Raw genomic sequence first — 17,785 nt, 5'->3', positions numbered from 1 at the left:
GGTCGGTTGAGCGGGTTGTCGATTGTTGACAATATCCATAGCATGGCCCTCGGGACAACACGTGAGGAGCAGTCGGGATGAGCGCGAGCACCGAGTCCGGCGTCGTCGACGCGGTCGGCAAGGAACTGTTCATCGGCGGCAAGTGGGTCGCCGCCGCGTCCGGGAAGACGTTCCCGGTGGTCGACCCGGCCACCGGCAAGGAGCTGTGCCAGGTCGCCGACGCCTCGCCGGCGGACGGCGTCGCGGCACTGGACGCTGCGGTCGCCGCGCAATCGGACTTCGCGAAGATGGCGCCGAGGGAGCGCGGGGAGATCCTGCGCCGGGCGTACGACCTGCTGATGGCCCGCCAGGACGAGCTCGGCCTGCTCATGACCCTGGAGATGGGCAAGCCGCTCGCCGAGTCGAAGGGTGAGATCGCCTACGCCGCGGAGTTCTTCCGCTGGTTCGCCGAGGAGGCCGTCCGGATCGACGGCGGCTTCGCGACCGCCCCCAACGGCTCGGGCCGATTCCTCATCACGAAGCAGCCGGTCGGCCCGACGCTGCTGATCACACCGTGGAACTTCCCCATGGCGATGGGCACCCGCAAGATCGGCCCGGCCATCGCCGCGGGCTGCACGTCGGTGATCAAGCCGGCCGCGCAGACGCCGCTCTCGATGCTCGCGCTGGCCGGCATCCTCGCCGAGGCGGGGCTGCCCGAGGGTGTGCTCAACGTCGTCACCACCAGCGACTCCGGCGGCGTGATGGAGCCGCTGATCCGCGACGGCCGCGCCCGCAAGCTCTCCTTCACCGGCTCCACCGGAGTCGGCCGGAAGCTCCTGGAGCAGTGCGCCGACAAGGTGCTGCGGACGTCGATGGAGCTGGGCGGCAACGCGCCGTTCCTGGTCTTCGAGGACGCCGACATGGACGCGGCCATCGACGGCGCGATGCAGGCGAAGATGCGCAACATCGGCGAGGCCTGCACCGCGGCCAACCGCTTCTACGTGCAGCGCAGCGTCGTCGAGGAGTTCTCGCGGCGGCTGACCGAGCGCATGCAGGCCCTGCCGATGGGCCGCGGCACCGAGAAGGACGTCGTGGTCGGCCCGCTGATCGACGAGAAGGCCGTCGACAAGGTGACGGAGCTGGTCAAGGACGCGACGGACCGTGGAGCGCGAGTGCTCACCGGCGGCTCCGGCGTCGACGGGCCGGGCCACTTCTACCAGGCCACCGTGCTCACCGACGTCCCGCAGGAAGCGCGGCTGACGCACGAGGAGATCTTCGGGCCGGTCGCCCCGATCACCGCGTTCGACACCGAGGAAGAGGCGGTGACGAAGGCGAACGACACCGAGTTCGGCCTGGTCTCCTACGTCTACACCAGCGACCTCAAGCGGGCGCTGCGCGTTTCCGAGGCGCTCGAAGCCGGCATGATCGGGCTCAACCAGGGCATCGTGTCGAACCCGGCGGCGCCGTTCGGCGGCATCAAGCAGTCCGGGCTCGGCCGTGAAGGCGGCACGGTCGGCATCGAGGAGTTCCTCGAGACCAAGTACATCGCGGTGGCCCTGTGAGCTCCTACCGCATCGCGAGCATCCCCGGCGACGGGATCGGCGTGGACGTCACGGTCGAGGCCCGCAAGGTCCTCGACCGGGCCTCCGCTCTTTTCGGCTTCTCGTTGGAGTGGACGGAGTTCGACTGGAGCTGTGAGCGGTACGCGCAGGCCGGGTCGATGATGCCCGACGACGGCGTTTCGCAGCTCTCGGCGCTCGACGGGATCCTGCTCGGCGCGGTCGGCTTCCCCGGCGTCCCGGACCACGTTTCGCTGTGGGGCCTGCTGATCCCGCTGCGGCGCGCGTTCCAGCAGTACGTCAACCTGCGCCCGGTGCGGCTGCTGCCGGGCACGACGTCCGTGCTGGCTGGGCGGAAGGCCGAGGAGCTGGAGCTGGTCATCGTCCGTGAGAACTCCGAAGGCGAGTACTCGGCGATCGGCGGGCGGCACAACGCCGGCCGGCCGGACGAGTTCGTGCTGCAGGAGTCGGTCTTCACGCGCGTCGGCGTCGAACGGATCATCCGCTACGCCTTCGAACTGGCGCGGACGCGGTCTTCGCGCGTCTGCTCGGCGACGAAGTCCAACGGGCTCATCCACTCGATGCCGTTCTGGGACGAGATCTTCGCCGAGGTCGCGACGGATTATCCCGATGTCCACAGTGAACAGATGCACGTGGATGCCTTGGCGGCGCGGATGGTCCAGGCGCCGGACCGGCTCGACGTCATCGTGGGGTCGAACCTCTTCGGCGACATCCTCAGCGACCTCGCGGCCGCGATCACCGGCGGGCTCGGCATGGCGCCGTCCGGCAACATCAACCCATCGGGTGAATATCCGTCGATGTTCGAAGCGGTTCACGGGAGCGCTCCGGACATCGCCGGGCAGGGGATCGCCAACCCCGTGGCGCAGATCCTGGCGGCCGCGATGCTGGTCGAACACCTGGGCGAAACCGTTGCCGCGCAAGCGATCCGCACCGCCGTGGACCGGGTGCTCGACGAGGGCCGCGTGCGCACCCCGGACCTCGGCGGCACGGATACCACAGAACGGCTCGGCACGGCAGTGACCGAAGCGCTGGGCTGAGTTTTTGTCGGTGCCCTCCGGCACGGTGGTCGCAAGTCCACCGAGGGGGAGGAGAACCGATGTGCCGGCAGTGCGACGACCCGGACAGACCCGGGTACCTGGAACGGCTTCGCGATGGCGTGGCCGACCAGGGCTGGCTCGTGCAAGGGATCGAGGGCAGCGAGCTGTACCCGCCGTGGGCCTACACGATAGGCCTCAGCGGGTACGGCCTGCCCGAGCTGGTCATGACCGGCCTGCCACTGGTGAAGGCCGCGGAACTGCTCAACGGCGTGGCTTCGCACGCGCTGCACGCGTCGCCACCCTCGCCGGGGGAACGCATCCCGTTGCGGGGCGGCCCGCTGATCGAGGTCGTCCCGCTCGCGGAGCCGTCGGCGCACCTGGTGTTCGCGGCGGCGCTGTACGGCCCGGAAATCCGTGCGCTGCAACTGGTGCACGCGGACTCGCGCGGCCGCTTCCCGTGGTCACCCGACTTCCGCGCCGGCCGCGGTGGCCAGCCGGTCCTGGGAGTCCGCCATGCCCTCTGACTGCAGGTGCGCTCTGCCGGTGAACTGCTTCCCGGAACCCTCGCGAGCCGTCCACGCACGCGTTACGCCCCTCCGGGTCCGCGAGCCGGCCGTCCGGGTGCACGTGTCGACCCGCCGATCACGCGTGCCGATTCTCCGATCACGCGTGGCGGCTTTCAGATCCCGGCTGCCGGCGCTTCGCTCACCCATTTCCCGGCACCGGCGGGGCGTGCCCCTCGATGAGGCTCGTCCCTGGCGCAAGCCGCTGCACCGCGTCCTCCATGTGCGAGTCGAGCAGGGCCAGCGCCGTCTCCTCGTCGCCGTCGCGCAGGGCCTGGATGAGCTTGGTGTGCTCGTCCACGCGTTCCTCGACCCGCTGGTACGTGCTCTGCAGCGCGGTCAGGCACATCCGCGTCTCGATGAGCAAGGTCCGGGCCATCCGCACGAGCCGCTTGCTGCCGGAAGCGTTGATGAGAGCCTCGTGGAACTTCAGGTCCGCGGTGGAGAGCGCGCTCGGGTCGTCTTCGCTCGCGGCGGTCGCCATCTCGGTGACGGTGTGTTCGAGGATGTCCGCGATCCGGTCGCGTTCCCCGCCGCGCAGGGCGCGGATCATCGCGGCGCGTTCGATCGCCGAGCGAGCTGCATAGATGTCGTAGACGTCGCCGGGCTCGAGATCGATCACGAACAGCCCGCGGTGCCGTTCGCTGCGCAGGAGCCCTTCGGAAACCAGATGCTGCATGGCTTCCCGGAGCGGCCCCCGTGACACCTGGAACCGGGACGCCAGCTCGGTCTCGCCGAGCTGGGTCCCGGGCGGCAGCGCGCCGGTCATGATCGCGTCGCGTAGCTGGCGCGCGATGACCGCAGCTGTCGACTCGCGGCTGACCGGTTCGATTTCGGGCAGCATGCCCGGTGGCAGGGCCATGTCAGGCTTCCCCGTCCGGGAGATGTCGGAAGAGCGCGCCGAGCGAGCGGACGAGGCGATGCTGCCCGGTCAGGCGCAGGCCCTCCCAGACGGTGACCTGGTTCGCGGTCAGCACCGGCTTCTTCAGCGCGGCTTCGACGGCGTTGATCTCCTGGAGCGTCCGCATCGCGGTGTCCGGCACCAGGACGGCGTCGGCGTCCGGGTGGTCGTGGCCGACGGCAAGCGCGACGACGGCCTCCGGCGTCATCGCGCCGACCTCGGCGGCCGTGATGATGTCGGCGCTGGCCATCGAGACGACCTCGACACCGCCGGCCTTGAGGAAGTCCACGAACAGCTGCGCGATGTCGTCCGGGTAGCTGGCGGCGACGGCGACCCGCTTGATGCCCAGGGCGCGCGCGGCGTGCACGAACGCGAAGGAGGTGCTGGAGGCCGGGACCCCGGCGACGGCGGCGAGGCGGTCGGCCTGGTCGCGGGCGCCCTCCCAGCCATAAACGAAGCTGCCGCTGGTGCACGCCCAGACGACCGCGTCCGGCTCGTGCTTCCCGAGCAGGGCGGCACCGTCGGCGAGCCGGCCTTCGCTGCCGAGGTCGAGCAGTTCGGCGACCGCGTGCTTGTCGGTGCCGTAGATGTGCTCGACCGGGAGCCGGATGTCGCCCTCGTCGGCAGCCGCGCCGCCGAGCAGCTGCTCGGCCAGCGGGTAGTCGTCTTCGGCCGCATGGTCGGGGTAGATGAAACCGATGGTGGTCACGAAACCTCCGGAGGGACGCAAATTGTCGACAATCCTAGAGGGAGTGGTCAAGGAAAACCTTCACGACACGTCACGAAGCCACTTCCCGGGTCCGACGATGGGCAGGTTCATCCGGCGCAGGCACGCCCACATGGTCAGCTGGTTGGCCGTGAGCACCGGTTTGCCGAGCGCGGCTTCCAGGGGCTCGATCAGGTCGTAGGTGGGCAGGTTGGTGCAGCTGACAAAGATAGCTTCGGCGTCACCGTGGTCCGCTGCCAGGATGCGCTCGGCGATGGTCCGGTAGCTGACCTTCCAGATCCCGCCGCCGAGTCCGAGGTGGTCACTGGCAACGGTCTCGACATTCAGTTCGCCGAGGAAGTCGTGCAATGCGCCGGTCAGGTCGGCGTCGTATGGCGTCAGCACGGAGACGCGGTGCAGGTCTAGCTGGTGCAGCACCTCGGCCAGCGCGCCCGAGGTGGTGACGGCGTCCGGTGCGCCGGCGTCGCAGATCGCCTTGGTCAGGGACCGCTCGTAGTCGACGCCGTTGACGAAGCTGCCCGACGTGCAGAGGTACGCGACGACCTCGGGCTCTACGTGCAGCACGTCGCGGGTGGCGCTGGCCAGGTGGTGGCTGTCGCTGACGAGGCGCGCCATCTCCATGCTGACCGGCACGGGCTCGTAGGGCGTGCGGGCGAGGTGGAGGGACACCTCCATCGGCACCCAGCGCCAGAGCTCGCGCTCGAGGGCGAGGTCGAAGGGGGCGATCACCCCGATACCGCGCTGGGCCAGCGGGCCTTCGAACGCCAAGAAGTCAAGATCCAAGGCTCAGCCTCCGGAATACGTCTGTGTTGTGACACGTCCGGTGCTCCGGGGGTCGTTCCTCGGATTGTTGACAATCATACGAGTGACTTTTACCGTGTCAACGTGATCGCCTCGGAAGTCCGGGAAACTCCCGTCCTGGCAGTGCTCTGCGGCGAGTCCCGCCCACCGGACATGCGTGCTGTCGAATCCGGGGCGGTCGTGCGTTACACGGACGCCGCGGGCCTGGCCGAAGCGCTGTCCGGAGCGGACGCGCTCTTCGTCTACGACTTCCTCTCCACGGCTGTGCCGGGCGCCTGGCACGCGGCCGATCGGCTGCGCTGGCTGCACATCGCGAGTGCGGGCGTCGACCCGGTGCTGTTCCCCGGGCTGGTGGAGAGCGACGTCGTCCTGACCAATTCGCGGGGTGTCTTCGACGACGCCATCGCGGAGTACGTGCTGGGCGTCGTGCTCGCGTTCGCGAAGGACTTCGCGCGCTCGCACGACCTGCAGCGCGAGGGTCGCTGGCAGCACCGCGAGAGTGAGCGGATCGCCGGGCGCGAGGTGGTGGTCGTCGGTACCGGGCCGATCGGCCGGGCCATCGCGCGGCTGCTGCGTGCGGCCGGGATGCGGGTGAGCGGCGCCGGGCGCCGGGCCCGCACGGGTGACCCTGACTTCGGGGTGGTGCACGAGTCATCGCAGCTCGGCGAGTTTCTTCCGCACGCCGACTACGTCGTTGCGGTCGCGCCGCTGACCGAACACACCAAGGGCATGTTCGATGCCCGCGCGTTCGCCGCGATGAAGCCGTCGGCGCGCTTCGTGAACGTGGGCCGCGGCGAGCTGGTGGTCACCTCTGACCTGGTCGAGGCGCTGGCTCAGAAGACCATCGCCGGCGCCGCGCTCGACGTGTTCGACACCGAGCCGCTGCCGGCAGAGAGCCCGCTGTGGGGCATGCCGGACGTGCTGGTCTCGCCGCACATGTCCGGCGACTTCATCGGCTGGCGGAACACGCTGGTCGAAGTCTTCGCCGAAAACTTCCGCCGGTGGCGCGCTGGGGAGCCGCTGCGCAATGTCGTCGACAAGTCGCTCGGCTACGTGCCGTCGGGGAACCAGGGAGCCGGATGAACGACAGGATGCTGACCGCCAGCGAGCTCGTCGCCGCCTACGCGACCGGTGAGCTTTCACCGATCGAGGCGACGCAGAACGCGCTGCAGGCCATCGAAGCCCGTGACGGCGACTGCAATGCCTACTGCCTCGTCGACGCCGACCGGGCGCTGGAGCAGGCCAAGGCGTCCGAGATCCGCTGGCGGGACGGCAACCCGATCGGCTGGCTCGACGGTGTGCCGTCCTCGATCAAGGACATGTTCCTCACCCAGGGTTGGCCGACCGTCCGGGGCTCGAAGAGCATCGACCCGGACCAGCCGTGGGACGTCGACAGCCCGGTCGCCGCGCGGATGCGCGAGGCCGGTCTGGTGCTGCTGGGCAAGACGACCACACCCGAGATCGCGTGGAAGGGCGTCACCGACAGCCCGCTGCAGGGCATCACGCGCAACCCGGCCGACCCGTCGAAGACGGCGGGCGGGTCGAGCGGCGGCAGCGCCGCGGCCGTCGCGGCCGGGATGGGCGAGCTGTCGGTCGGCACCGACGGCGGCGGCTCGGTGCGGATCCCGGCGTCGTTCTGCGGCATCGTCGGACTCAAGCCGACCCACGGCCGGATCCCGCTGTACCCGGCGAGCCCCTTCGGCCCGCTCTCGCACGCCGGCCCGATGGCGCGATCGGTGGACGACACCGCGCTGCTGCTGGACGTCCTGTCGATCCCCGACCACCGCGACCCGGCCGCGCTGGCGCCGCCAGTGGGGTCGTTCCGCGAGGCCGTCCGCCGGGACGTGCGCGGCCTGATCGCCGCGTACTCGCCGACGCTCGGCTACGTCGACGTCGACCCGGAGATCGCCGAGATCGTCGCGGCCGCGGTGCGCGCGCTGAGCGACGCGGGGCTGCACATCGAGCAGACCGATCCCGGCTTCGCCGATCCGAAGCCGGCGTTCGACATCCTGTGGTCGTCGGGGGCCGCGAAGCTGCTCGACTCGTTCCCGGCGGGCTCCGAGGAGCGGACCGACCCGGGCCTGCGCAAGGTCTGGGAGCTGGGCAAGACGTGGTCGGCGAGCGACTACCTCGACGCGACTGCTGAGCGCGCCGCGCTGGGCATCCTGATGGGCGAGTTCCACACGCGCTACGACGTGCTGATCACCCCGACCGTCCCGATCGCCGCGTTCGAGGCCGGGCACAACGTGCCGCCGGGCAGCGGGCTGAGCGAGTGGCCGGAGTGGACGCCGTTCACGTACCCGTTCAACATGACCCAGCAGCCGGCGATCAGCGTCCCGGCCGGCCACACGTCGGCGGGGCTGCCGGTGGGCCTGCAGATCGTCGGGCCGCGCCACTCGGACGACCTGGTGCTGGCCGTCGCGAAGCTGCTGGAGGAAGTGCGGCCCTGGGCGCCCGCCTGACCACACTTGAGGGTGAAACCCGGGCCGGAGCGGGGAAAGCTGTGCCACTGTCGGCCGGGTGAACGCTCCAGGCTGGCGGTACGAACGAGCCATTTCCACGGTAGACGCGGCCGGACAGCCAACCCGGGTGGTGGTCGGCCTGATCGAGCAGGGCGACCGCCTGGCAGCGGCGGTCCGGGTGGACGACGGCAAAGCCGCGCTGGTCCCGCTGGAAACGGGCGGCGAGCTCCTGAAGGCGTTGCGCGAGACGCTGGAGAGCTGGTGGCGCCTAGACGGGCACCGTGACCTGACCCCGGAACCTCGCGCAGGCCGCTAGCGGAGCAGGTACGCCCTGCGGCAGATCGTCCCCGGCCAGGGCCCGCCCTATCCCGGGGGTGCCCCCTTGGCCAGTCTATCGGCTGGTGCAGGCAGTCCTGGTTTTTCGAAGGTTCGGCGCCGGAGTTGTCCACATTCAGCTGTGGGTGGGGACAACGGCGGACGGAGGCGGTCTGGCCTGCTGGATCATGGGGGATCTGCGGCTGTCGTCAGGTGTCGGCTGATCCGAGTTTGCCCGAGCCTGAGCCGACCAGCTGCAGGGAATCGGCGGTATGTACCTGCGGCGCTGCGAGCCCTCAACCGACCCGAAGGTCGCCGGGCTCGGTGGGGCGTCGGCAGTATGTAGTTGCGGAGGTTGCAAGTACCGGCCGAGTCGAAGCTGTCCCGCTGCGCTCGTCGGGAAAGTGCCCTTCCCGCGGCTGCGAACCGTCAGCCGATCCCGAGCTCGCCGAGCCGTACTCGGCCCGTTTCCGTCACCCGCAATGCCCGGCCGCCCGGGCGGCGGCGTACCCAGCCCGCGTCGAGCAGGGCCGTGAGCAGTGCCGTCCCCAGCGCGCCCGCGAGGTGGGCCGTGCCGTGGGACCAGTCGAGGCACGCTCGGACCGCAGGCCCCGAACCCGGCAGCTCGGTAACACCGAGCGTCGTCAGCAGTGGGTGGTCGAAGGTGCGCACCACGCCGGTCTCGCCCGGGGCCAGCTCGTCGACCACGCCGTCCTTGCGCAGCACCGCTGCCAGGTCGATGCCGAGCTGGCCGGCCAGGTGTCCGTAACACGCTCGCGCCTGCAGCAATGGGCCCGCCGGTGGTGAAGGCTGGAGCCGGTCGGGCAGGCGCGGTGGGGCGAGCGCCGCCAATGCCTCCACCAGCTGCGCCACTTCCGGGCCGGCGAGCCGGTGCAGGCGCCGGCGGCCCGCGTCGGTGGCGATCACCAGGCCCGCGTCTCGCAGGCGGCGTAGGTGGGAGCTTGCCGTGGACGGGGCGACTCCGGCGACCGTCGCCAACGCTCGAGCGGAGTGAGCTTCGCCGTCCATCAGCTGCAGCAGCATCGCCGCCCGCGCCGGCTCGCCGATAGCCTGGGCGACCGCGGCGATGTCGGGCTCTCCGGGCACGTCGCGAGCGTTACCGTTCGCTCCGGGTCGAAGGGTTTCTGTGGCACGCTGCGGCCATGACGAGCGACCGCTACTTCGAGGACTACGTCCCGGGCGCGACCTACGACTGCGGCAGCGTCGAGGTCACCGAGACCGAGATCCTCGAGTTCGCCCGGCGCTACGACCCGCAGAGCTTCCACGTCGACACGGCCGCGGCGGCGGCCGGGCCGTTCGGTGGGCTGATCGCCAGTGGCTGGCACACCGCGAGCCTGATGATGCGGCTCTACGCCGACAACTATCTGTCCGCTGTCTCCAGCCTCGGCAGCCCGGGCGTCGACGAGCTGCGACTGCGCGCCACCGTGACCGAAGCCCGGCTCTCGCGGTCGAAGCCGGACCGGGGGCTGGTGCGCACGCGTGTCGAGTTCGTCGACGTCGAGGACGAAGTCGTCTTCAGTGCGAGCCTGCTGAACCTCCTGCTGGTTCGTCCGAGCTGACCGGCGGACGGCGGACCAGGCCGCGCACCTGCGGGTTGACCAGCACGAGCGCCGTCGCGCCGACGACCAGGGCCGCGCCGCCGAGCAGCGTTGCCTCGCGGCCGGCGTGCTCGGCCAGGGGGCCGGCGCTGATCTGGCCGAGCGGCATCGCGACGAACGAGCCGAGCATGTCGTAGGAGTAGACGCGGGCGAGCTTCTCGGGTGGGACGTTCTCCTGCAGCGACACGTCCCACGCGACGGAGAACTGCTCGATCGCGACCCCGGACAGGAACATCGCGAACAGCAGCGGCAGCAGGAACGGCGTCTCGCCGAGAGCGAGCATCGGCAGCGCGTCGACCATGACCAATGCGACGCCGATCAGGAGCATCCGTCGCGGTTGCCAGCGCGCGGCGACGACGCCGCCGAGCAGCGCGCCGGCGGTCTGCGCGGCCAGTGCGAGACCCCAGCCGGTGCGGCCGAACGTGTTGTCTGCGACGAGCGGGCCGATCACCAGCAGCGCGCCCGCGTTCACCGCGTTGACCACCATGAACTGCAGCACCACGAGCCACACCCACGACCGGGCACGGAACTCGTGCCAGCCTTCGGCGAGTTCGGCGAGGGGGCGGCTGCCCGGGATCCGTTCGCCGCGCGGCAGCCGGATCCGGCGGTACGACAGCGCGGCCGCGAGGAACAGCGCGGCGTTCCCGGCGAGCGCCCAGCCGGAGCCGGCGAAGGCGACGAGGATCCCGGCGAGCCCGGCGCCGGCGATGCGGCCGCCGTTGGACAGCAGCCGGACCAGCGCGTTCGCCTGGGCGAGCAGCGGGGCGGGCACGGTCAACGGCGTGAGCGAGGCGGCCGCGGGCAGCGAGATGGCCGAGACAGCGCCGTTGACCAGGCTGAGCCCGACCAGCAGCGGGATCGAGGCGAATCCGCAGAGGACACTCGCGGCGATGGCGGCTTGCGTGAGCGCGGCGGCGGTCTCGGTGCCTTGCAGGATCACCGACCGCGGCAGCCGGTCGGCCAGCATCCCGCCGAACAGCACCAGCAGCACATTGGCGATCGACCGCGCGCCGACGACGATCCCGAGGTCGACGGCGGACCCCGTCAAGTCGACGACGGCAAAGGCCAGCGCAAACGGCGCGACGGCGTTGGCGAAGTCGGCGAACGTCCGGCCGGTGACGAGGGCGCGGAAGCGGTTTTCGCGCAGCGGCGCGAGCATCGAGGTCATGGGAGGGGCTCCGGTGTGACGGCGTGGGTGGCAGCCGGGGTGGCGCGACGGTGGTGGCGCCCCGGGGGTGGCGGAGGCGCGGAATTCGGGCGGATCCGATGAGTGGGCGCTTGGTCGGCCTGGCTGGGTGACGAGGTTCGCGCGGTGGTCGGGCGCGGCGGGTGCGCGGAGTCCCCGGGCGGCCGCGCGTGGCCGGTCCGGTGGAGGCGCGGCGCGGGAGGGTGGTCGCGTGGTCGGCCCGGCAGGGACCGAAGGTTCGCGCACTCGGCCCGGCTCGCCGCCTCCCCCAGGGGCGGGCTCACCGCGGCTCGCCAGGTTCGGCCGTCAGCTCGAAGAGCGCCAAGCTCGCGCTGACCCGCACCGTCCCCGGGGTCCGCGGCGGCTGTGCCGCGTCGTGCAGCTCCTGGCTCAGCGCCGAAGCCTGCTTCAGCACCCGGGCCCACAGCTCCGGGTCCACCCACAGCTCCGCGTCCGTCAACGACGCCGGGCGCGCCGGAGCCCGCAGCTCTGCGCGCCGGAGCAGCTCTCCGGCGATCGCCTTTGTCAGCAGCTGCTCCTCGCCGGGGTCGCGGCTCGTGAGGCGGCGGCCCGAGTCCGGGTGGTGGCGGTAGCGCTTCGCGCGGCCGCCGCGGATCTGGACCTCTTCGGCGACGTCCACCAGGCTCGCCTCGTGCAGGCGGCGGAGGTGGTAACTGATGTTGGCCTGCGTGTCGCCCAGTTCACGCGCCGCCTCGGCTGCGCTCATCGCCGTGCCCGTCAGCAAGGACAGGATGCGCATGCGGAGCGGGTGGGCGAGCACGCGCAGGTGGTCGTGGGGCATGAGCCGAGTCTGCCACAACCATCAAAGAGTTATTTGGGGGTATCGTTCCGGGTGGCTGCTCCCGAGGGCATCGCCTAGAGCGAAAACTCCGTGCCGTCCGGAGGCAGCGAAGCGCCCCCGGCGAGCACGGCGGCGTGCTCGGCCGACGCCGGGTCCAGCACCGGGTTCGTGTTGTTGAGGTGCGTGAACGCCCAGCGCGGCCCCGGCCGCTCGGCGATGTGGGCCAGGCTCGCGGTGATCGGCAAGTGTCCCATCGCGAGCTGGTCCGGTCCGCCGACTCCGGCCATCTCGTCCGGCGCGTAGAAGGTTCCGTCCAGCAGTACCAGCGAAGCACCCTCCACGAAGGAATCGAAGCCGGGCGGCCAGCTCTTCAAGCACGGCGCGTACACCAGCACTCCGCCGGTTGAGAGATCCTCGATCCGGTAGGCGACCACCCACGGACCATCCTGGACGGACGCGTATTTCGGCCGCTTGTCGCTCACCGGCAGGAAGGTCACGCGCAACCCGGGAAGGTCGCCAGGCGACCGCCAGTCCCAGCCGCCGTAACCGTCGATGATCTGGCGGAAGGGAGAGATCGCTTGCAGCACCGCGTCCGGCGCCCACACCGGGAGCCCGCCCGACTCGCGCAGCATCAGCAGGCCCAGCGAGTGGTCGAGTTCGGCGTCGGTGAGCAGCACTCCGCGCACCGGGATCTCACGTGGGCCGGGCCCGGCGCGCAACGCCGGCGTGGAGAGGATCTGGGCGCGGATGTCGGGTGAACAGTTGAGCAGGTACCAGCCGGCGCCGTCCGCGCTCACCGCGACGCAGTCCTGGGTGCGCGGCGGGAGCCCGGCCTTGCACAGGGGGCAGGCGCAGTTCCACTGTGGACATCCGCCGCCCGCGGCGGTGCCGAGCAGGATGACCTTCATCGGCGCATCACCAGGTCGGAAGCCGGAGGCCGGGCGAGGATCAGGTCGACGACGTCGCGCTGCGGCGACCGCGAGCACACCGGGTCGGTCGCCGCGGCGTCGCCGGTGAGCAGGAACGCCTGACAGCGGCAGCCGCCGAAGTCGAGACCGCGGCGGTCGCACGTTCGGCACGGCTCGGCCATCCAGTCCTCGCCGCGGTAGGCGTTGAACGACTCGGAGCGGTGCCAGATCTCGGCGAGCGGCGCGTCGCGGACATTGGCCAGCGAAAGGGTCGAAATCGCCGACGCCGCCGGGCACGGCAGCACGGTGCCGTCCGGCGCCACGGTCAGCTGCCGCGCGCCCCACCCGTACATGCACGGTTTCGGGTACGGCTCGTGGTAGTCGGCGACGACGTAGACGATCTCCATGCTGCCGCGCAGGCGCGCGACGGCCGCGCGCACGATCGGCTCGGCCGCCGCGAGCTGCGCCGGAGTCGGCATCAGCGCGTCACGGTTGCGCAGTGCCCAGCCGTAGTACTGGGTGTTCGCCAGCTCGAGGCGGTCCGCGCCCATCCGCTCGGCCAGCTCGATGATCCCGGCCAGCTGGTCGTGGTTCTGCCGGTGCAGCACGACGTTCAGCGACAGCGGCAACCCGGCCGCCTTGACCAGCGCCGCCGCGGCGAGCTTCCGGTCGTGCGCCTTTGCGCCGGCCAGCAGGTTCGCGCGCTCCCGCGTCGCACCCTGTGCCGACAGCTGGACGTGCGCGAGTCCCCGTTCGACGAGGTCGTCGAGCCGGGCCGCGGTCAGGCCGAGCCCGGAGGTGACGAGGTTGACGTAACAGCCGAGACCGTTCGCGTGGGCCACGAGTTCCGGCAGGTCCGGGCGCGCCAGTGGTTCACCGCCGGACATGTGCACCTGCAGGACACCCAGCTCGCGCGCCTGCGAGAGCACCGAGATCCAGTCCGCCGTGGACAGCTCGGCGTCGCGTGACACGAGTTCGAGCGGGTTGGAGCAATAAGGACAGTGCAGCGGGCACCGGTGGGTCAGCTCGGCGAGCATGCCGAGCGGCGGGGTCACGTCCATGCGACCACCCGCCGTTCGCCCAGCCTCGACAGCACGTCGAGGACGTCGTCCGCCCGGACACCGGAGAAGCGCTTCTCCAGCACGGCCGTGATCGCCGAAACCGGGCGCACGCCGTCGCAGAGTTCGAGCACCGCGGCCGCGGTCGTGTTCGACACCAGGACTCCTTCGGGGAACAGCAGGACGTGCGTTTCCCGGACGTGGTCGAAGGACAACCGCACACCCCGGCGCAGCTGCGGGACGGACTCCGCGGTGATCATCCCGCCGCCCGTTCGACCGCGTCGAGCATCGACCACAGGACGTCGCACTTGAACGACAACGCGGCGATCGCGCGATCCTGCTGTTCGCGCGTGACGCAGTGGCGGACCACGATGTCGAGGGTGTCCTTGCCTTCGCCGGAAACCTTGTCGATCCGGTTGGTGAAGTAGGCGAGGTCGTCGCGGGCGATCCAGGAGTAGTTCGCCAGCATGTCGGCGACGCGCTGCTGCATCAGGTGCCCGGCGAACATCTCGGTGAGGCCGGACGCGACGGCCTCCCACCACGGTTTTGTCCGCGCAAACGTCACATAGGCATCAACGGCGAACCGGACACCGGGCGCGACGTGCCGCTCGTCGAGAACCTCTTCCCGGTCCAGCCCGACCGCGGTGCAGAGCCGCAGCCAGCGTTCGATGCCACCCGAGCCGGCACTTGCGCCGTCGTGGTAGACGATCCGGTCGAGCCACTGCCGCCGGATCTCCGGCAGCGGGCAGTTGCTGATGATCGCGGCGTCCTTCTGCGGCAGCACGCACTGGTAGTACCAGCGGTTCGCGGCCCAGATCCGGAGTCCACGCTCGTCGAGCTCACCCGCGTGCAGCCGGCGGTGGAACGGGTGCGTGCCCCAGTACCGGCCGGAAAGGCCCCGCAGCGCGGTGATGAATGCGCTTTCCGACAGTGGCTCGCCGGTCATCCGTCAGTCCGCCATGCGGGCCGCGTAGGCGGTCACCTCCATGGGAGTTTCGTACTCGACGAAGTCGGGTGTCGTCCACACCTCGGTGGATTCGGTCATTTCCTGCTCCTCTCCCGGGGACTGATCATCGTCACGGTAGAAGCGTTGCGGGCGGGTGACCAGTCCTGTGCCGAGCAGTTCGGAAACTTTCCTTCCGATGGCCGAGTGCGGTGTCGCTCAGCGGTGCTACTTGACCGCGGCTTCCAGCTCCACCAGCGCCGTGTCGAGGTGCGTCAGGATCCGCTGCAGGTGCGGCACGCTGCGGCGGCAGCCGGTGACGCCGAAGTCGAGGTTGTCGCCGTTGCTGGTCAGCGTGATGTTGACGGCCTGGCCGTCGAGCAGCACCGACGCCGGGTAGATGCCGTCGAGCTGCGCGCCGTTCCAGTACATCTGCTTGCGCGGGCCGGGCACGTTCGAGATCACCAGGTTGAACGGCGGCCGCGTGTTGTTGACGACGCCCGGGATCGGCGAGATGCCGAGCTGCGCGACGTTAACGGCCGATAACAACAGCGTCTGCAACGGCGTCAGCTCCGAGAACAGCCGCTTGCCGTTGCGCATGGACTGGTGGATCGTGACGAGCCGCTTGCCCGCGTCCGGCAGGTCGGTGGCCAGGTTGCAGAGCAGCGCGCCGATGTTGTTGCCGGCCGCCTCGCCGGGGTCGTTCTGGCGTCGCAGCGACACCGGCACCATCGCGACGAGCGGCGCGTCCGGCAGCGCGCGCTGCTCGATGAGGTAGTCCCGCAGCGCGCCCGAGCACATCGCGAGCACCACGTCGTTGCGCGACACCCCGCCCGCGGTGGCCACCTTCCGGACGCGCTCGAGCGACCACGACTGCGCCGCGAACCGCCGCGCGCCGCCGATCGGCACGTTGAACATCGTCCTCGGCGCCTGGCCCGGCAGGGTCACCGTGTGCTCGCCGAACGCCTCCCGCGCGACCTTCATCGCGGCGGGCGCCAGCCCGGCGAGCTGGTTGACGGTCTTGCCGGCGGTCTCCAGCAACGACCGCGAGCTCTTGACGCGGCCTTCGCCGGGCTTGCGCCGGCTGCCCCACCACGGCGGGCAGTCCAGGTCCGCGGGGTCGTCCGACAGCGTGCCCTGCAGCTGCCGCAGCGCCGAGACGCCGTCCATCAGCGCGTGGTGGACCTTCGTGTAAACGGCGAACCGGCCGTCGGCGAGCCCCTCGACGAGGTGGGTCTCCCACAGCGGCCGGTGCCGGTCGAGCAGGGTGCTGTGCCAGCGGGACGTCAGCTCCAGCAGCTCGCGGATGCGCCCCGGCTGCGGCAGCGCCGAGTGCCGGAAGTGGTAGTCGAGCTCGAGATCGGTTTCGGCGCGCCAGGCCACGTGTCCCATCGTGTTCACGGGCCGGGCCGGGCGACGGCGGAACACCGAGCGCATGTTGTCCGATTCGAGCAGCGAACGGCGGACGTCGCGCAGGTAGTCCGGGCCGGCGCCGTCGGGTTTCTTGAACAGCTGGAGACCGCCCACGTGCATCGGATGCTCGCGCGTTTCGACCAGGAGGAACATCGAGTCGGTCACGGGCATCATCGCCATGGGACATCACCTTCCGCACTCGGCACGCCGACTCTACGCGCTCGGCGGCCGTGGGTGGATCACGTTCTACATTGGCGAGTATGACCGTCCGCGGCGCTCGGGAAACGTCCTTGCCACCGATGGCCGAGTGTGTCGTGATCGGCGGCGGTGTGATCGGTGTGAGCTGCGCGTTCCGGTTGGCCGAGGCCGGTGTCGACGTCCTGCTGCTGGAGCGCGACGGGCTCGGCGAAGGCTCGACGGCGAAGGCCGCGGGCGGCATCCGGTCGTCGTTCACCAGCCGCGTGAACGTCGAGCTCGGCCTGCGCGGGCTCGCCGCGTACAGCGCTTTCTCGCGCGACTTCGGGGTCGAGATCGACTTCAGGCGCGACGGCTACCTCTACCTGCTCACCGACCCGGCGGACGTGTCCGCAATCGGACATTGCGCGGAGCTGCAGCACGAGTACGGCGTCCGCAGCCACCTCCTGGACCCGGCCGAAGTGCGGGGTGTCCTCCCGCTGCTCGAGACGGACGGGATCATCGCCGCGCTCTGGTCGCCGGACGACGCGAAGGCGACGCCCGACGCCGTTGTGCAGGGCTACGCGAAGTCGGCACGCGCGTGCGGCGCGAAGCTGCGGACCGGCGTCGAGGTCACCGGGATCGAGCGTGACGGCGACACGTTAACCGGCGTTAACACGGCCGCCGGGTTCGTCCGGACCGGTGCGGTGGTGTGTGCGGCGGGCGCGTGGTCGGGCCGGGTCGGCGAGCTGGCCGGGCTTGCTCTCCCGGTGCGCCCGTACCGCCGTCAGGTGGTGTTCACCGGGCCGGTGCCGGACCTGCCGGAGTCCGTGCCGCTCACGATCGAGATGCCGTCGGCGTTCTACTGCCACCGCGAGGGTGCAGGTCTGGCGATGTCCGTTTGTGAAGACGACGGCTTCCCAGGCTTCGACACCCACTACGAGGCGGGCGAGTGGCTGCCGCGGCTGGCCGAGGTCGCCGGTCGCCGGATCCCGGCCGTGCTCGACGCCGGCATCCGGACGGCGTGGGCCGGGTTGTACGAAATGACGCCGGACCGCAACCAGATCATCGGGGAAAGCGTCCTGCTGTCGCGGTTCTTCTACGCGACCGGTTTCTCCGGGCATGGCTTCCAGATGGGCCCGGCCGCCGGGGAGCTGATCCGGGACCTCTACCTGGGGCGACCGCCGGCCGTGGACATCGCCGCGCTGGACGTCCGGCGGTTCGAAGGCGCCGATACCGCACCGGCCGAGCACAACATCGTCTAGGGGTTGATTGCCAGATCGTTCAACGATCTGGCAGTATCCGCGCCGTGGCTGT

General features: G+C 70.6%; 20 protein-coding genes. 8 read left to right on the top strand and 12 right to left on the bottom strand.

All coding sequences use genetic code 11. The features are described from left to right. Nucleotides 1-77 precede the first annotated feature (77 nt). From ACIA5G_RS22575 to ACIA5G_RS22565, 3 genes are read left to right on the top strand one after another with little or no spacing between them, the layout of a single operon-like run. The gene (locus tag ACIA5G_RS22575) at nt 78-1,541 is read left to right on the top strand and encodes an NAD-dependent succinate-semialdehyde dehydrogenase (protein ID WP_395926139.1); all 1,464 of its coding nucleotides are present in this window, start codon (nt 78-80) and stop codon (nt 1,539-1,541) included. Further along, nucleotides 1,538-2,596, top strand: coding sequence for a tartrate dehydrogenase (locus tag ACIA5G_RS22570; RefSeq protein WP_395926137.1), 1,059 nt, complete (start codon nt 1,538-1,540; stop codon nt 2,594-2,596). Before ACIA5G_RS22575 ends, ACIA5G_RS22570 begins: the two co-directional genes overlap by 4 nt. A gap of 59 nt (nt 2,597-2,655) precedes the next feature. Continuing rightward, on the top strand, nt 2,656-3,120 hold the full coding sequence (locus ACIA5G_RS22565) for a DUF4262 domain-containing protein (protein WP_395926135.1): 465 nt from the start codon (nt 2,656-2,658) through the stop codon (nt 3,118-3,120). A gap of 181 nt (nt 3,121-3,301) precedes the next feature. On the opposite strand, the gene ACIA5G_RS22560 is transcribed toward ACIA5G_RS22565, so the two are convergent. Genes ACIA5G_RS22560 through ACIA5G_RS22550 form a run of 3 tightly spaced genes read right to left on the bottom strand, consistent with a single transcriptional unit; the run spans nt 3,302 to nt 5,570 of the window. Continuing rightward, a complete protein-coding gene (locus ACIA5G_RS22560; RefSeq protein ID WP_395926133.1) occupies nt 3,302-4,021 on the bottom strand; it encodes a GntR family transcriptional regulator in 720 nt (239 codons plus the stop codon). A gap of 1 nt (nt 4,022) precedes the next feature. After that, on the bottom strand, nt 4,023-4,769 hold the full coding sequence (locus tag ACIA5G_RS22555; protein ID WP_395926131.1) for a maleate cis-trans isomerase: 747 nt from the start codon (nt 4,767-4,769) through the stop codon (nt 4,023-4,025). A gap of 60 nt (nt 4,770-4,829) precedes the next feature. Continuing rightward, nucleotides 4,830-5,570 (bottom strand): Asp/Glu/hydantoin racemase, encoded by a 741-nt coding sequence (locus ACIA5G_RS22550; RefSeq protein WP_395926129.1) that lies wholly within the window; start codon nt 5,568-5,570, stop codon nt 4,830-4,832. A gap of 102 nt (nt 5,571-5,672) precedes the next feature. On the opposite strand from ACIA5G_RS22550, the gene ACIA5G_RS22545 reads away from it, so the two are divergent. The 3 genes from ACIA5G_RS22545 to ACIA5G_RS22535 are packed head-to-tail and all read left to right on the top strand — an operon-like array spanning nt 5,673 to nt 8,366. After that, nucleotides 5,673-6,671: a D-2-hydroxyacid dehydrogenase gene (locus ACIA5G_RS22545; protein ID WP_395926127.1), complete on the top strand. Its 999-nt coding sequence runs from the start codon at nt 5,673-5,675 to the stop codon at nt 6,669-6,671. Beyond that, nucleotides 6,668-8,050, top strand: a complete 1,383-nt coding sequence (locus tag ACIA5G_RS22540) for an amidase (protein ID WP_395926125.1) — start codon at nt 6,668-6,670, stop codon at nt 8,048-8,050. Before ACIA5G_RS22545 ends, ACIA5G_RS22540 begins: the two co-directional genes overlap by 4 nt. 58 nt (nt 8,051-8,108) lie before the next feature. Beyond that, a complete protein-coding gene (locus ACIA5G_RS22535; protein ID WP_395926123.1) occupies nt 8,109-8,366 on the top strand; it encodes a hypothetical protein in 258 nt (85 codons plus the stop codon). 428 nt (nt 8,367-8,794) lie between these two features. On the opposite strand, the gene ACIA5G_RS22530 is transcribed toward ACIA5G_RS22535, so the two are convergent. Beyond that, nucleotides 8,795-9,472, bottom strand: coding sequence for an ArsR/SmtB family transcription factor (locus ACIA5G_RS22530; RefSeq protein ID WP_395926121.1), 678 nt, complete (start codon nt 9,470-9,472; stop codon nt 8,795-8,797). A 56-nt stretch (nt 9,473-9,528) separates the two neighbouring features. Here ACIA5G_RS22530 and ACIA5G_RS22525 point away from each other — a divergent pair, with 56 nt between their 5' ends. Further along, nucleotides 9,529-9,945: a MaoC/PaaZ C-terminal domain-containing protein gene (locus ACIA5G_RS22525; protein ID WP_395926119.1), complete on the top strand. Its 417-nt coding sequence runs from the start codon at nt 9,529-9,531 to the stop codon at nt 9,943-9,945. On the opposite strand, the gene ACIA5G_RS22520 is transcribed toward ACIA5G_RS22525, so the two are convergent. The 8 genes from ACIA5G_RS22520 to ACIA5G_RS22485 all read right to left on the bottom strand — a co-directional run bounded on the left by ACIA5G_RS22520 (nt 9,902) and on the right by ACIA5G_RS22485 (nt 16,474). Next, nucleotides 9,902-11,152: an MFS transporter gene (locus ACIA5G_RS22520; RefSeq protein WP_395926117.1), complete on the bottom strand. Its 1,251-nt coding sequence runs from the start codon at nt 11,150-11,152 to the stop codon at nt 9,902-9,904. The genes ACIA5G_RS22525 and ACIA5G_RS22520 overlap by 44 nt on opposite strands. Before the next feature lie 298 nt (nt 11,153-11,450). Then, on the bottom strand, nt 11,451-11,972 hold the full coding sequence (locus ACIA5G_RS22515) for a helix-turn-helix domain-containing protein (protein ID WP_395926115.1): 522 nt from the start codon (nt 11,970-11,972) through the stop codon (nt 11,451-11,453). A 74-nt stretch (nt 11,973-12,046) separates the two neighbouring features. Next, complete coding sequence (pqqB, locus tag ACIA5G_RS22510; RefSeq protein ID WP_395926113.1) at nt 12,047-12,880, bottom strand: pyrroloquinoline quinone biosynthesis protein PqqB; 834 nt, start codon at nt 12,878-12,880, stop codon at nt 12,047-12,049. Continuing rightward, nucleotides 12,877-13,941, bottom strand: coding sequence for a pyrroloquinoline quinone biosynthesis protein PqqE (gene pqqE / locus ACIA5G_RS22505; RefSeq protein WP_395926111.1), 1,065 nt, complete (start codon nt 13,939-13,941; stop codon nt 12,877-12,879). The genes pqqB and pqqE overlap by 4 nt, the downstream gene beginning before the upstream one ends. After that, a complete protein-coding gene (pqqD, locus tag ACIA5G_RS22500; RefSeq protein WP_395926109.1) occupies nt 13,932-14,198 on the bottom strand; it encodes a pyrroloquinoline quinone biosynthesis peptide chaperone PqqD in 267 nt (88 codons plus the stop codon). Before pqqD ends, pqqE begins: the two co-directional genes overlap by 10 nt. Further along, a complete protein-coding gene (pqqC, locus tag ACIA5G_RS22495) occupies nt 14,195-14,884 on the bottom strand; it encodes a pyrroloquinoline-quinone synthase PqqC (RefSeq protein ID WP_395926107.1) in 690 nt (229 codons plus the stop codon). The genes pqqD and pqqC overlap by 4 nt, the downstream gene beginning before the upstream one ends. A 3-nt stretch (nt 14,885-14,887) precedes the next feature. Then, nucleotides 14,888-14,983, bottom strand: coding sequence for a pyrroloquinoline quinone precursor peptide PqqA (pqqA, locus tag ACIA5G_RS22490; protein WP_395926105.1), 96 nt, complete (start codon nt 14,981-14,983; stop codon nt 14,888-14,890). Nucleotides 14,984-15,109: 126 nt separating this feature from the next. Further along, a complete protein-coding gene (locus ACIA5G_RS22485; protein ID WP_395926103.1) occupies nt 15,110-16,474 on the bottom strand; it encodes a wax ester/triacylglycerol synthase family O-acyltransferase in 1,365 nt (454 codons plus the stop codon). A gap of 80 nt (nt 16,475-16,554) precedes the next feature. Here ACIA5G_RS22485 and ACIA5G_RS22480 point away from each other — a divergent pair, with 80 nt between their 5' ends. Then, complete coding sequence (locus tag ACIA5G_RS22480) at nt 16,555-17,733, top strand: NAD(P)/FAD-dependent oxidoreductase (protein ID WP_395926101.1); 1,179 nt, start codon at nt 16,555-16,557, stop codon at nt 17,731-17,733. Nucleotides 17,734-17,785 lie beyond the last annotated feature (52 nt).

The sequence above is a fragment of the Amycolatopsis sp. NPDC051758 genome, from assembly GCF_044453095.1.
Classification (GTDB): domain Bacteria; phylum Actinomycetota; class Actinomycetes; order Mycobacteriales; family Pseudonocardiaceae; genus Amycolatopsis.
This window is presented reverse-complemented; position numbering and strand designations above follow the sequence as displayed.